Source organism: Reichenbachiella sp., assembly GCF_039944555.1.
Lineage (GTDB): Bacteria > Bacteroidota > Bacteroidia > Cytophagales > Cyclobacteriaceae > Reichenbachiella.
This window is the reverse complement of the sequence record NZ_JBDUYN010000012.1, coordinates 489,090-503,093: the sequence shown is the minus strand read 5'-3', so window position 1 is coordinate 503,093 and position 14,004 is coordinate 489,090. Positions and strand designations below refer to the sequence as shown.

General features: G+C 37.1%; 14 protein-coding genes and 1 tRNA gene. 5 read left to right on the top strand and 10 right to left on the bottom strand.

The genetic code is table 11. The features are described from left to right. Window positions 1–4: 4 nt before the first annotated feature. Together ABJD64_RS19775 and ABJD64_RS19770 are read right to left on the bottom strand one after the other, a co-directional pair. A complete protein-coding gene (locus ABJD64_RS19775) occupies window positions 5–622 on the bottom strand; it encodes a hypothetical protein (protein ID WP_348180521.1) in 618 nt (205 codons plus the stop codon). Further along, entirely contained in the window at window positions 619–2,082 is a 1,464-nt protein-coding gene (locus ABJD64_RS19770) for a hypothetical protein (RefSeq protein ID WP_348180522.1), read from the bottom strand. Before ABJD64_RS19770 ends, ABJD64_RS19775 begins: the two co-directional genes overlap by 4 nt. A gap of 306 nt (window positions 2,083–2,388) precedes the next feature. Between ABJD64_RS19770 and ABJD64_RS19765 the strand changes: the two genes are divergently transcribed. From ABJD64_RS19765 to ABJD64_RS19755, 3 genes are all read left to right on the top strand, one after another. Further along, window positions 2,389–2,622 (top strand): helix-turn-helix transcriptional regulator, encoded by a 234-nt coding sequence (locus tag ABJD64_RS19765; RefSeq protein WP_348180523.1) that lies wholly within the window; start codon window positions 2,389–2,391, stop codon window positions 2,620–2,622. A gap of 1,051 nt (window positions 2,623–3,673) precedes the next feature. Next, complete coding sequence (locus ABJD64_RS19760) at window positions 3,674–4,432, top strand: helix-turn-helix domain-containing protein (protein ID WP_348180524.1); 759 nt, start codon at window positions 3,674–3,676, stop codon at window positions 4,430–4,432. After that, window positions 4,429–4,944 carry a hypothetical protein gene (locus ABJD64_RS19755; RefSeq protein WP_348180525.1) on the top strand — a complete coding sequence of 172 codons (516 nt, stop codon included), beginning with the start codon at window positions 4,429–4,431 and terminating at the stop codon, window positions 4,942–4,944. Before ABJD64_RS19760 ends, ABJD64_RS19755 begins: the two co-directional genes overlap by 4 nt. Window positions 4,945–4,989: 45 nt before the next feature. On the opposite strand, the gene ABJD64_RS19750 is transcribed toward ABJD64_RS19755, so the two are convergent. Both ABJD64_RS19750 and ABJD64_RS19745 read right to left on the bottom strand, forming a co-directional pair. Beyond that, window positions 4,990–5,718, bottom strand: coding sequence for a hypothetical protein (locus tag ABJD64_RS19750; protein WP_348180526.1), 729 nt, complete (start codon window positions 5,716–5,718; stop codon window positions 4,990–4,992). A gap of 204 nt (window positions 5,719–5,922) precedes the next feature. Continuing rightward, a complete protein-coding gene (locus tag ABJD64_RS19745; protein WP_348180527.1) occupies window positions 5,923–6,399 on the bottom strand; it encodes a hypothetical protein in 477 nt (158 codons plus the stop codon). Window positions 6,400–6,893: 494 nt separating this feature from the next. Here ABJD64_RS19745 and ABJD64_RS19740 point away from each other — a divergent pair, with 494 nt between their 5' ends. Both ABJD64_RS19740 and ABJD64_RS19735 read left to right on the top strand, forming a co-directional pair. Further along, window positions 6,894–7,322, top strand: coding sequence for a hypothetical protein (locus ABJD64_RS19740; RefSeq protein ID WP_348180528.1), 429 nt, complete (start codon window positions 6,894–6,896; stop codon window positions 7,320–7,322). A 49-nt stretch (window positions 7,323–7,371) separates the two neighbouring features. Beyond that, window positions 7,372–8,088 (top strand): hypothetical protein, encoded by a 717-nt coding sequence (locus ABJD64_RS19735; protein WP_348180529.1) that lies wholly within the window; start codon window positions 7,372–7,374, stop codon window positions 8,086–8,088. A 73-nt stretch (window positions 8,089–8,161) separates the two neighbouring features. Here the strand turns inward: ABJD64_RS19735 and ABJD64_RS19730 are convergent. The 6 genes from ABJD64_RS19730 to ABJD64_RS19705 all read right to left on the bottom strand — a co-directional run bounded on the left by ABJD64_RS19730 (window position 8,162) and on the right by ABJD64_RS19705 (window position 13,993). Next, window positions 8,162–8,238, bottom strand: a tRNA-Pro gene (locus tag ABJD64_RS19730). A 90-nt stretch (window positions 8,239–8,328) separates the two neighbouring features. After that, complete coding sequence (locus ABJD64_RS19725; RefSeq protein ID WP_348180530.1) at window positions 8,329–8,844, bottom strand: histidine phosphatase family protein; 516 nt, start codon at window positions 8,842–8,844, stop codon at window positions 8,329–8,331. A 36-nt stretch (window positions 8,845–8,880) separates the two neighbouring features. Next, window positions 8,881–11,469, bottom strand: coding sequence for a carboxypeptidase-like regulatory domain-containing protein (locus ABJD64_RS19720; protein ID WP_348180531.1), 2,589 nt, complete (start codon window positions 11,467–11,469; stop codon window positions 8,881–8,883). Between the two features lie 33 nt (window positions 11,470–11,502). Beyond that, a complete protein-coding gene (locus ABJD64_RS19715; protein WP_348180532.1) occupies window positions 11,503–12,483 on the bottom strand; it encodes a FecR domain-containing protein in 981 nt (326 codons plus the stop codon). A 57-nt stretch (window positions 12,484–12,540) separates the two neighbouring features. Then, window positions 12,541–13,122, bottom strand: a complete 582-nt coding sequence (locus ABJD64_RS19710; RefSeq protein ID WP_348180533.1) for an RNA polymerase sigma-70 factor — start codon at window positions 13,120–13,122, stop codon at window positions 12,541–12,543. Window positions 13,123–13,129: 7 nt separating this feature from the next. Continuing rightward, on the bottom strand, window positions 13,130–13,993 hold the full coding sequence (locus ABJD64_RS19705) for a UbiA family prenyltransferase (RefSeq protein ID WP_348180534.1): 864 nt from the start codon (window positions 13,991–13,993) through the stop codon (window positions 13,130–13,132). Window positions 13,994–14,004: the final 11 nt, after the last annotated feature.

The following is a 14,004-nucleotide window of genomic DNA, read 5'->3' as shown; positions in this document are numbered from 1 at the left end:
AACCTTACAATTCCCTCAAATAATTCAACCTCAAAGGAGATTGGTTTATATCTTCAAACATGCCAATTCTATAGGTCATTTCCTCCATTTCGTAGGTATCCAAATTTAAGTAGACATGCGTAAAGATGGTGGCGTAATATCCTGTACCATGCCCTTGATGATCATCGATTTCGATGTTTTTATATTCAACAATTTCCTTCCTTTCAGCCAATTCGCCTTTAAGTAGCACCAGGGTATTGTTGTTGGCAAGGATATCGATTATTCTGTAAATGGCATTCGGTGAATCTGTAGCCATAGGTAGAAGCTTTGTAACTTTTTTGGATTGGATGTCATACTCATAGACACCTTCAAAATTGCCGAAATGGAATTTGGTATTTTCCTTGTTGAAGTATCCAATCTTGTATTGTGCAAAAACATTTCCATTGGTATATTGATCCAATCTAATTTCATCATACTTTAATGATTCATCATATACGGTTATGAGGTGATCATCTTTATCAACGGATAGTATTTTTAATAAAACATTCCCTCCCGTTACATTTCTCGTTTCAATTTTCTGACCAATACTTTTGCCATAGACAAGTACTAGTAGAAGTAAATATAATGGTTGATATTTCATCATTCAATCTCTAATGGTTGCAGCTTAAAATCTTCTTCATCAAGTCCGAAGGTCACATCATAGGTTTTACCAGCAATTGTAACAATGCCATAATCTAGAAATTGATTCCAATTCATACTCTTAGAAAATGATTTCTCACTTCCATTGGAATCTAGGATGTGATAAGCAAAACTCGGCTCATTCATTATGTCTTCTTGATAAGAGAGTCCTTTTACAATAAGTTTATATTCTCGGAAAGTGAAGTCTAACAATTGCGGTGCTTTGACATTTGTGTTCAACTGGGTTTTCAATATTTTTTGTTGTTTTAGTTCTCCAAAATTGTCAAAATTAGCTACTCCATATGAATCCAATCTTGGCTTGCCCCAACCAATAGAAGTATCTAAGTTTCGTATTTCAATACATTCGGCAGCGCATGGCAAAAGGACAACAAACCCAAATTTGGAAGGTCTGAAAGGCATTCGTTCTGCGTAGGTGTCTGGTTCTTTATAGCCGAGTGGAAGGAAGAAGATTTTTTCGTTTAGGACTTTTGATCCTATCTCATCAAATATTAAAAATTTGTACATCTCTTGTACTCCTGAAGCCTGTGAAACTTTGCCATAACCACCTTCTCCAAAGTGATACATTTGACGTGATGTGTTGAAATCATATTTGAACTTGAAGACCACCAGAATGTTATCGTTGGACAGCCTTTGGGTGTAGGGCACAGAATAACCATATGTATTTGCTTGCTTGAATTTTTTAAGATCATGATAGTTCGAACCTGTTGATTTACCATTCATGAACAATTTGAAATATAGGTATGCTATCTTGTCATAGCCAGAAGTGGCAAACCCTACGGCTACGCTCTTCCTTTGGTCTTGAACATCCTGATGCAGGTCAAAACAGTCAAATTCAATCCTTTGTTTTACCCCGCTAATGGTTGCTACTTCACTTCCCTCTAATTGGTCATTTAGCTGTGTTCTACGGGGTTTCTTTTCGTGATCCAGTTCGTAGACAGCAAAACTCTTTTGATGAAATTTACCCCTTAAAAGTGGGTATCTAAGTGAAAGTGTTTCGTGGTTTTGAAGGGCATATCTGTAAGGGTTATAATAAAAATAATTCTTCAACACTTCTTCCTGTCTTTGCGAGAGAAGCTGCTTCGTTAGAGCATCATAGTTGTAGTTTTTGAATAGCTCCTTTTTCTCATTTTTATACCTGAACACTTTATCTTTCTCAAAGGAAATTTCTAAGTACTCATGATCCTTTAATTCGGATGAAACGCTAACATAAGAATTAGCCTTGACCAAGGTAATCAGGGATGTATTTCCTCTGTTAAGGTCGATTTTCAGGTTGCTATAGCCAGATGCCTGGAGTTCATAGAATGAGGAATTGACTTTTAGGTAAATATTACCTCCGTATTGAGATTTTGTTACATAGATATACTCAGGTCTGACAAGCTCATTGTTATGATTTATGACTGACAATTTTGAATCATTTAAACTGCTGAACTTCCAATAGCCTTCATACCTCACTTTTAGTTTTCGGTTTGTCTCATTATAGAGACTAATAGGATCAAATTTCTTTTCTTGATAGTCATTAAACTTCTGAGCATTTAGAGTACTCTCAGAATGGAGGAAAAAGGATATTATAATAAATAAAGCAATTTTTCTTAGGTATTTAGAGAACATGGCTTGAAAAGTTTAGTACTAATTGGGCATACGCAATTATAAGCAAGTGTGGTCATAATCTATAGCACAATTTCGATTAAATGCTGATTGATTTGACCTTCAATGGCAATCAATCAAGAGTTATCTATAAAGTTCGGTAAACAAGTAAGGCGGCTTCGTGAAGCTCGTGGTTTGTCAAGTGCTGATGCCAGCAGATTACTTTTGATGGATAGAAGTAACTGGTCGAGAATTGAAACAGGCAAAACAAATATCACAATCAGTACGATGAATGAAATTTGCAAGAAATTGAACATTACTTTTCAAGAGTTATTTGAAGAATTCAATCATATAGATTAGTTTTCGATAGTCCTGTCGATGGTTACAAGAAGAAAATAAAGTGCGACTATAATTTTTTATAAAATTTTATAATCCTAAAATTTCAAATCGGCATATATAAATTATTAGTTCTGTTGCGCCCCATGCCTATACTACCCCCTCCCCATACCCCTCAGTCCAAAGGGGGGATACCCCGTACATCTCGTAAACTCCAAGCATCTGATTTCAGTACCTGTCTGACATTTGCCTTAATCCCTAATAAGTAGTCATACAACCAAACTATTTATTCATATATTTTTCGGCTACTTTATCAAGTAAATTCCTTATCAAGTAAGACAGAACTATACCATCCTTTTGAATTTCTTTTATTAAATGGGTGTGTTCATCGGTAATTCTTATGCTAATTCTATTTTTCATAATCGTCATACATTTTTATTATAAATACTGTTCAATGACCTCTAAATATATGCTAAGAAGTGTTTTTTTGAAATTTCCAATTGAAAAAGGGATTTTTAGGGCGTGTAAGGGGTGCAACAACCCTCTTGATAAAGGTTTTACCGTTTTAGCTTCTCAAACCCTCCTAATTATTGGTTCAAATTGAGAATTAATTCAACTAAAAAGTACAATAAAGTCGCATTACATGATATTTATGTATCATTTTTCCGAAAATGCTGACTAGTTTAAAAATTGAACATATCTAATAAAACAAACTTGAAAATCATTAGCTCATACTCATTTAAATTGGCTCTCTAGATCTCAATATCATGCTTATATTATCAGAATTCGAGACTTTTATTTTTAATTAAAACAATTGGCTCTTGAATAGTCTTAATTAAAAATATATAGTTGTATTATTCTAATATTAGAATCGTTTTAGGGCATATTAATTACATGTATATATTATTATTTTAATTTACGTTCGGTAACAAATAGTTAAAAACAACGTATAGACATGCAAGGCTCTGTGCACTGTTTAGACGAAATAGTAATTGAGCACATAAGAAATAAATGGCAGGGATAATCCTTGCCATTTGTCGTTTAAGGAGTTCTAAAATTTTTAATTAAAAAAAGTATGAAAAAAGAAGAGAATCAATTCATTATCGTTCCATTTTCAATTGTCGGAGATGAGAATTTAGGCGCTAACGAAAAATTGTTATACGGGTTACTTTTAAGCTATTCAAAGCAACAGGGTTATTGCTTTGCAAGTAACGCACACTTGGCAGAAAAAGTCAACCTTGGAACAAGTACAATTTCATCTCTAATCAGCTCGCTGGTTAAGAAGAAATATTTGAAGCGAAAATTAATCTATCATGAAGGGTCAAAAGAGGTTAAACAAAGACATTTGACCGTTGAAAAATCTGGTGCTCAAGTGGACGATATAGGTAGTGAATTAAAACAAAAGGGTAATCATGAGAAGGCTAGCCCTAGTCATATTCCCGTTTCGGGTACTGCTTCAAAAGTACTGGGTACTCTCGATAGAGTACAAGGTGATCTGCAGTCAGCCAAGATAATAGATAACAATAATAGAGAATTAGAATTAGAAAATAGAAATAGAAAAGAAATAATAGAAACTAAAAATACCTCTTCTAATCAATTGAACTCTTTAGTTGAAGGCAATTATTCAGATGTAGAAATTGAGAAATATTTTAATAATGATTTATTTCAACTGTATTGGGTAAATGCACAAAAAACGGGTCATAGTAACGGTTTTTTAAAAAAGGAAGAACTTCTCAATGTAGAATTACATGAGAGGGCTTATCATGAATCCTTCAAACATTTTGATAGGATTAAAAAAACTGTAAATGAAAAAATGCAAAACAATATGTCATGAGAAGTACACATATAGAAATAGATAATATTGAAAATTCACTTTCAATGATTTCAACATTAATGATTATTGAAGATGAGAATATCAATATAGATTATCTACATCTCATCATATCCAAAGCATCAGAAATTGATTACAAAGAAAGAATTAGTATAAAAATTCCTTCTATTAAGGATTACTTTTTTGATGAAAATAATTTGATAATATTGACAGAAGAAACTGAATATAATCCAAAGTTCTGGATAGCTTTTGTCCTTCTTATTCATGTGGATTCCAATATCAAATTACTAATCCAGGATAAAGAACTAGAACAAAATTCAGTCTTCAATTTTTGTTTGGATGAAGTAAATGGTCAATATGGATTCTCTTGCGCAGGTGATTTTTCTACTGATGATTTCGACTACTTTTCCGAAATAGGAAAAATGAAATATCTGTATCATAACTTAAGAAAGATGCAGTTCAAATTAGAAGAATCAATAGCCCAATTGACAAAATTACGTCCTAACGAAAATTAATAGTTCTTATCTAAGAAGAAATTAATTTGTCTTAAATTTCAGAAATTACATAATTCGAAAAATTGGTTTTATTTTGGCTAGGTCACAAAACCCTTTAAGCTCGTCTTTTGACAAATTATTGGGAGTTCTAGTAAGTGGTACTCTTCCTAATATTGATTTGAAATCATTTGTAGTTATTACAGGAGGTTCAATGTTTAAGGTAATCGAATTGAATAAAGATTTAGCGATTATAAAAGTTGACCATCTTTCAGATTTTTGTTGATATTCTGAATTCCATTTTTCAACTATTCTGTCTCCAATTATTTTTTGCTTGTTAGCAGGTTTGTTCCAATAATCCAACATGTTTTTTTTGGATGTATATCGTGATTTGGTCATGTCAAATGTTTTGGGAGGATTACCCTTGACCATGCAATTATTTGGTATCAACTCATTTTGACTGTCATACCACATTTTACCCAAGTAATGCGTGTCACACCTTTTCTTGACTTTTAATATAGACACTAATCTATATTCCGAATTTGTTTCATCACTTTTCAGTGCCATGTAAACAACTACGTCATTTGGGTAGAGTTTAGTGGCAAATGAATCCTGTCGACACAATGAACTAATAGAAGGGTATTTGTTTTCTAAATCTGGTTCACGTCTGCACGAGCCATCTATATAGGGGTTAAGGTGATACTTCTTAATTGCCTCCCTACCAAATAAATTAGAACATAACGGTTGATATGAGTTCAATTTTATTTTACCAACGACACCAAAATTTGCTTCCTTCATAATCAAATGTCATTTTGCGTCTTTCTCAAATTCTATTAAGGGCTTCAAAAGGGTATATATTCCGTATTCAGGCGCAATAGAATTATTACCACAGCTAAACTCAAGATTAAATATTGATTCGGTCAAAGCGTTGTTGTGAAATCTAAATAAATTCATCAAAGCAGTTTTGATTCTACTTTTTTCTTTTTCCGAAGACTTAGCTTATCAAGCCTTGAAGTATTCGCACATTGCTCTTTTCCCCATTTTACTCAATACGGTTATAAAACATACAACAAACGAAGTTATAACTCCGATTTCAACATTACCCACTTTAGTAGCTATTGCAGCAGAAACACCAGTAATCAAAACATTTATATTCCCACCAATCGTAGATCGCTCTTTCTTGTAGTAATCTGATTCGGTACACATAAATTCATAGAACTCCTTTTTGATCAATTCGACAAGTTTCAAGCTTTTCCCCTTATTAGCAACATGCCTTTCATGCGCCTTTTCAATCATATTCTCAGCTTCATCATCTGCGCAAGCATATATAGCTGGTGGGTTTACAATGTAAGAGTACATTTCATCAGTGATTTTCTGATTTTGTTTTAAAGCAGGAGCAATAACCAATTGCAGGACTGAGTAACCGTATGCTCCTATATCCAGATCACCTAAGTTTATATCATCTACATTTATTTCCATATCAACAAGATAGAAATTTAACCCATTGAATGGGATTTCTTGCACTCCTAAAAGAAACTGGTACTGTAATTAAGTTGTTGATAACTTTCATATATACCAAGCTGGTAATCTGAATGATATAACTACCTTTATAGTACATGGAGTTCCTAAAAGACATATCTATCAATTTGATTTCTGATGCAATCTGGGCGTTGGGAGGAGCTGCCATTTACCACTTTATCATTTTAAAAAAAATCTAATTTTTGGTCTTGACTTTTAATATAAAGTTTCACTTAAAGATTAAGTCCTCTCAGATCCCCATTTTCTTTAAAAAGTACAATGCCCTCTGAATGTACTTTTAACTTATTCACATTTGAACTTTCACCTGAGGTGACAAAGAGATATTTATATTTTGTGAATTCTAAGTCCAAACACAAAATCACACTCCCATCAATTGCGAACTAGAAATCAACATTAATTAGGAGCTAAAATTCAATTTTCATAACTTTAATTCCATGCTATTTTCTACAAAGTTAGTTGATGAAGTCTGGGATCATTTAAGTGATTTGAAAATCAAATCGACCGAATTGACTAATGAAAAGGATGTTGAAAACATAATTGCTGATAGTCTTCGGTCTGAATTTGAGGATGTGCAACAACAATTCCATGTCGGAGGATATTTAGGTCTGAAAGTAGACATAGATATTAAGGAAGAAGTGGGTATTGAACTTAAGCTTGCAAAAGACCTTGATACTGCGGATAAAATTCATAGGTTATTTGGTCAAGCTATCTACTATGATAATCGCAAGTACGTTGGAAATCTCATTGTTCTTATCGCAGGAACAAAATCTGAAAGAGATAGTCCAATGCTAAAGGAAGTGATGAACTTCTTAGAAGACATCAAAATACCATCTTTGTTTTTGAAAACGAAAGGAAAAGCCTAACGCCAAAGTCTGATTATAGTGGTTGGGTTAGTATTAATTAACAGTTGTTATGGGCGCAGAATTGATCCGTGGGATTGATAAATCAAGTGGAAAGGTCAAACACATTGATGAAGTACCTAATGGATTGAAATGCAATTGCAAATGTCCAGATGAGAACTGCCTCGAAGACCTTATAGCTGTTAACGGTGGTGAAAGAAGAGAGCACCATTTCAGGCACTCTGTTGATACTAATTGTTTGGGTGAGCAAGAGAGTGCCCTTCACTTAATGGCAAAGCAGATAATAGCGGAAAGCAACGAGCTTCTTATTCAAGTAAAAGAGTACTTCTCATATTCAAAATCAATTATTGAAAAACCACTTGAAGGGGTAATTGTAGATGTCCAGATCGAAAATCAAGACGAGGTTATTTGGTTAGTTGAAATTGCTGTGACTCATTTTGTTGACAATGAGAAGTTAGAAAAACTTCAAAGACTAAACCTAAATGTGTTGGAAATTGATCTTAAAGATATAGATCGTAGGATAAAAACTGAGAAACTCAAAGATGTCGTCCTTATCAATTTAAATAATCGTGAAATATTGTTGCGTGAATCCAGTGACAAAGTTGTATCTAATGAGAATGAATCAATATTTAGTTGGACAATCGGTTTGCTTTTAATGATTTGGGGAGGATGCAAAGCTCTTAAAGCATATAAAGCAGGAAAAATTAATCGAAAATATGGAATAAAGCCTCGAAGACGATCTAAACATTCGAGAAGACCTAACAGATAGTAGAGAGTATTTTGGTACTTACATTGGTACTATCTACAAAAAAACCTTCCATACATAATGTATGGAAGGTTTCTGGTCGGAATGACAGGATTTGAACCTGCGACCCCCACGTCCCTAACGTGGTGCGCTACCGGACTGCGCCACATCCCGAATTGGGTGGCAAATTTAAGTAAAAATTCAGGTGTTTATCAAAACACATCTTAAATTCTATAAGATAGTTTTATGCTTTTCTTTTAACGATCATTTCACGCAAACAAAAGCTGACTCCAGGATATGCAAACGCCCCTGCGTATTGGAAACCACCACTTGATAAATGCGGTTGTAGATGCTTTCGTCAAATGAACCCATCTCTTCTCCTACCAACAGACCTGCTAAGACTGCGGTCGTATTGCTATGCCCTACCACCAGAACATCTTGCCTTCGGTCGAGCAACAATTCGGCAAAGTCTTTCAGCGCTCTGGGATCATACATTTTTAACTCCATCCCTTTGGCACTCGCGGTGGGTTGAGCGGTGTCTCTCGTTCTGGTATAATCCGTGCTATAGATTGATGCCAAGTTTACCTGTCTTAAAAAACCTGCGAGGCTTTCAGCTCGCTGCTGACCACAAGGTGTGAGCGAAGGGTCTTTTGATCCGTCAGCCGATACCTGCTTCTCGGCGTGTCTGACTAAGTAAATAGTGAATATTTGATTGTCTTCCTGGGCATAAGAGCCAAACCCAGTAGCCATGAAGAGAAAGATAATTACATAATATTTCATCCGTTAAAGCTACTGGATTCTTTGAACTTCTTTTGGTTAAAACTCTAGCCGGTAGCTCAATATCGGTATCAGCCCGATCTGATTATCTGCCACGACTTGCTGTAGCCCACCATCGTAGACCTCACCTCCATAGTTGAATCTGTTGGTCATGTTCTGGATATCCAAACGCCACTCTGTGGTAGTCCTGGGTCTGTTTTTCCTATAGCTGATCTGCACATCCATTCTGAAGTACTCTCGCACCCTGTCTGCATAAATTCTGCTATAGTCCAACCTCTCTCTGCTATCAACTATCGACTGTTCCAAATCTATGGGAATATTACGCTGGTTTCCGGCATAGGAAATCTTTGTACTCAGACCGACGATATTGTTCTTTCCATTTTTGCCCACTTTCCACTCTTTGCCTCCCAAGACATGAAAATTGAAATTGCCATTGAAACGACTGTCGCGTTCGATACCATCACCTCCTTTGTACTTAGATTCGAAGAGTGCGCCATTAACCATGAAATAATAATTGCGAGAGAACTTTTTGTCCAGTGTCATTTCTATTCCATAGTTGGTAGCGGTGCCTTCGTTTACCAAAGGAATGGTGGCGTATTCATCGGTAGAATTGATGGAGGAATACCAGCCGAAGGTAGGATCCGGAGATACCGGAATATTATACAGATGCTGGTAGTAGATTTCTGTTTTGAAATACAAACTCGGACTGAGTACGCGATCGTAGCCCAGCACATAGTGATTGGTTTTGGCCATTCCCAAATCAGGATTGTTATCCACCGTAGTACCGTCAGAATTAATATGATTGCCCAGGTAGTATTCCAATGATTCTATGCGGCTGTGCACACCAAAACCGGCCGTGATCGATTGATTTTCGCGAAACTGCCATTTCAGACTTGATCGGGGTTCATAAGACTCCTCACCGGTAAAACTGAACCTGAAGTAATGCAATCCATTCACAAGACTCAATTGTTCATTGATGCGGAATTTCCATGATAAAAACGCTTGCTGAGTACCTGAAGCCCCTTCATCATTGAAGGATACAAGGTCTACAAATGGCTCGGTTCTCTTAATGTCGTGATCCAATTCCGTAAAATTGTAATCCAACCGGCTGATCGTAACTCCTGCTTCTAACAGATGCTGTGAATTGAATTTTTTGTTAAATACCACCGCACCTCGGGTGTAGCTCTTTTTGAAGGATTCTTTATTAAAAAAATCTACCGTGTCCCGGTTGTTTTCAAATTTTACGAATTCATCATTTGACACTTCTGTTGCAGATACGGAAAACGTGGTCTTGATAAAGGTATTCTTATTGATCACATAATCATTCGAAATACCCACCACTCCCATGTTGTACTTTTCTTCATCATCCGCATTCCTAAAACCCTGGGTGTATTTGCTCAGTCCTCCCATACCAAATAGGGAGAAGGTTCCCAGCGATCGGGTAGGAAGGTTAACCTTTAGTGCTAAATCCTGAAAGGTGTTTTTTTCATTTTCTCCCAACTCTATTATTCCCAAATCACCCAACATGCCGAGAGTCGAATACCTGTAGTTGAACAAATATGAGCTCCCCATTTCTTTACTTATGGGTCCTTCAGAAGAAAAGTCCAGACCGAGCAAACCTGCTTGAATAGTGTGTTCAGCCTTTTCGTTGTTGCCTTTTCTTAAGTTGATATCAAACACTCCTGAGAGCGCATTTCCATATGCCGGTGCAAATGCTCCGGTATAAAAATCAGATCTGGAAATAACCTGCGTACTGAACATACTGATACCTCCGGAAGAAGCTCCTTCGCTTGAAAAGTGATTAGGGTTTGGGATTTCAACCCCTTCCATTCTCCACAAGATTCCTCTGGGTGTATTCCCGCGAATGATGATTTCATTAGAACCATCATCCGTGCCCATAACCCCCGCAAAAGAGGAGGCCAGTCTCATCGGGTCACCGATGCTGATGGGATAGCGCTTGGTTTCTTCTACCGTAAAAGAACGGCCACTGATTATGCCCATCTCATTGAGCGGTTGGGAACCAATACCTACAGCGCTCACTACGATTTCTTCCATTTTGATCACGGACTCCACAAGCTCTGCGTCTAGAATTAACTCCTTACCTGAACCAAGCAATGCATTAGGGATAATGCCTTCTTCATATCCTAAATAATTATAGCGAAGCGTCTTGCGTCCTACCTTCACGTTAGGAATCCGATATCTCCCCTGCTCATCTGTAGTCGCCCCTTGAAGAGGGAATGAACCTACCACTATAACTGTGGCTCCAAAAATGGGTTGCTGGCTATCTTTATCACGTATGGTTCCCCTAATCGTCTGGGTGAGTTCATTGTATTTCAATACAATATTGTTATTCACAATCTCATACGTGACCGGCATATATTTAAACACCTCGTCCAGCGCTGTCCAAAAAGAAATGTTTTGTTCTTTCAGTGTTACTTTTTCATCCAAGGGAATGGTATTAGAACTGTAGGAAAACGTGTAGTCCGATTGTTGTTCGAAATACTCCAGCACCTTGGCCAAAGACAGTTCATGAAAAAAAGTATTGATTTTGATCTCTTGCTTCTCTTGAGCTACCAGTCCTGTACCAGATAGTAGATACAGGAAAATCAGGCAATAAAACTTATTCATTGTTCTTTTGATTTGAGTTTTTTAAGATTTTGACTAATTGGCTGGAGAGCACCCCTCTCCTTGTATGGTATAGCTGTTGTTTTCTTTTGTAAAGGATACGCTCGCCGAAATTGAGATAACTTTCAAGACCTCGTTAAGACTGGGTTCTTTGAACTCTCCCGTAAATCGGCAGTTTTTTATTTTATCATTGGCCATGAAAATATCCACGTTAAAGTATTCCTGCAGGTCGGCAAATACCTTGTCCAAAGGAGCGTCATCAAATTTTAATGTTTTAGAATGCCATGCCAATGCGTTGTATTCATCAGTATCGAGTGCTAGCAAATTGCTCTCCTTAGTAAAGTTGGCTGCCATTCCCTTAGTCAGTATCAATTCTGCTTGTTCGGTCGAGAAAGAAACCTTGCCGCTTACTACGTATATTTCTACATGAGGCTCCTTTTCTATAGCCTTGATGTTGAAAGAAGTACCTAATACGCGAGTGGTAGCTTTATCAGTTTGAATGATGAATGGACGCGTTTCATCTCTGGCAATTTCAAAAAAGGCCTCTCCTTTGAGTTTCACATTTCTTTGTTCCTCATTAAAATCTCCATCTATCGTCAGCAGCGAGGATTCGTTTAGTCTGATTCGACTGCTATCAGCCAATACCACCCATTTCGTTTCTCCTTCAAAAGTGGCGTAATAGAAGGGCTCCGATTTCCCGAATTCTCTAAATAAGAAACCCAAACCAATGGTGAGAATAACCATAGCTGCAAGACGATAGGCAAAGTGAACCCAACGAACCGTCTTTGGTTCGTGATCAGATTTCAATTGTGAAAATTTCTCCCAGGCTGTCTGGGGATCATTCTCATATTTGAGTCTCAACTGGCCACTGACGTTCCAGTGTCTTTCCAGCTCTTGAAAAGCTTTGTTTTGATCAGGCTGATCAGCCAGGTAGTTGGTCAGTTCAAGTTCTTCTTCGGGCGTAATTGTACCCGATAACCGCTTCGCACTAAGGTCAAAAAATTTCTGATCGTTCATGTCTTTTTACTGTTGGATTCAGCTTAAAGACGTACGAATTATAAAAACACGTAGTAATTAGAAAATAAAATTTGACGGCTGGTCAATGAGGTAGTATCCGATCAATATTCCCCATCCCAAAAATTCGATGAAATAATGTCTAAGGTCGGTTCTGAATAATTTTAAGGCATTGGATATCTGTGTTTCTACAGTTCTGATAGATACATCCAGATGTTCGGCTATTTCAGGATTCGTAAGGCCTTCGAACCGGCTGAGTGAAAAAACCAAACGGCATTTTGGGCTGAGCTGAGCCACTGCACGCTCGATGGCCACTCGCATTTCTTCGCTTTGAGAACCGTTATCAGCGGCGTGATCAACAAATTCCAGGGGAATATATTCTTCTCCCAGATTGTCGTCTTTCTTAAGCGTGTCCAGTGCGCCATTTCGGGCCATTTGTGCTATGTAGGCCTTGGGGTTGTTGAGATCGCTTAGTTGGTTTCGTTTATCCCATAGTTTTAGAAACACATTTTGCGCCACGTCTTCTGCAGCATCCTGATTTTTTAGAATATAGATAGCCGTACGGTGAGCTACCGAGTAATATTCAAAATAGAGTCGTTTAAAATTTTCATCCGATATGTCCTGATCAGGATTGAGAGACATTGGTTTGCTAGATATTTAGGGCAAAAATCACGAAAAACAAATTCAACATCAACGCAGACACCAAATTTAATCGCATAGTATGTCTGAAGTCAGCCTGATAGATATCCTTCCTGACCTTTACAAACCAATAGCTGAAATACAGGCACACAGGAGACAAAAGTGCGACAAACAAGAGACCAATCTGAATGGAAAAGGTTTCCTTAAAGTATAGGAAAAATCCTACACTTGAAACTAAAAAAAATAGCCCGGTAAAATAAAAGGTACCCCTCACACCCAAGGTTAAACTCAGGGTGATATCTCCTCTTCTCATATCTTCGTCATGTTGATAAATTTGTGTCATCGGATAGCTTCCTAACAATAGTAATGAACTAAGTAAGGCAGGAGATTGCCAGCTCCACTCAAAAAGTGAAGCAATGGTAATGTCCAGCACTCCGTATACCGTCATCAAAAAAGTGAAATATCCCTGAAATACACCTACCGCAAGCCAACCCAGTATTGGGCGCCTTTTTAATCGAACGATCGGATGGCTATATGCCTTAGAGGCCAAGCCATAAATCAAAAGCATCGCGCTAAACTTCCAGTCGACCAATAAACCTAAAAGCAAGGCGGCACTATCAAGTATGAGCGCCCACCTATACAAATTCTTTGTGGTAGCAGGAGGGTGCTCCAATCCTCCGATACTCTCTTCGTCTTTGTCGAAATAAGAGTTATAACCATTGCTTGCCGGATATAACAAGAAATGCAAAACGAAAAAAACCAGGCCCAACCTCATCCAATTCTCGGGTTGCGCGACTGCAACTCCAAAAAGAAAAACAGGCAGGAGATAAAATGAAAACGGAAATCTGAGGTGGAGAAAAGTCGATTTTTTCATTGAAAAGGCAT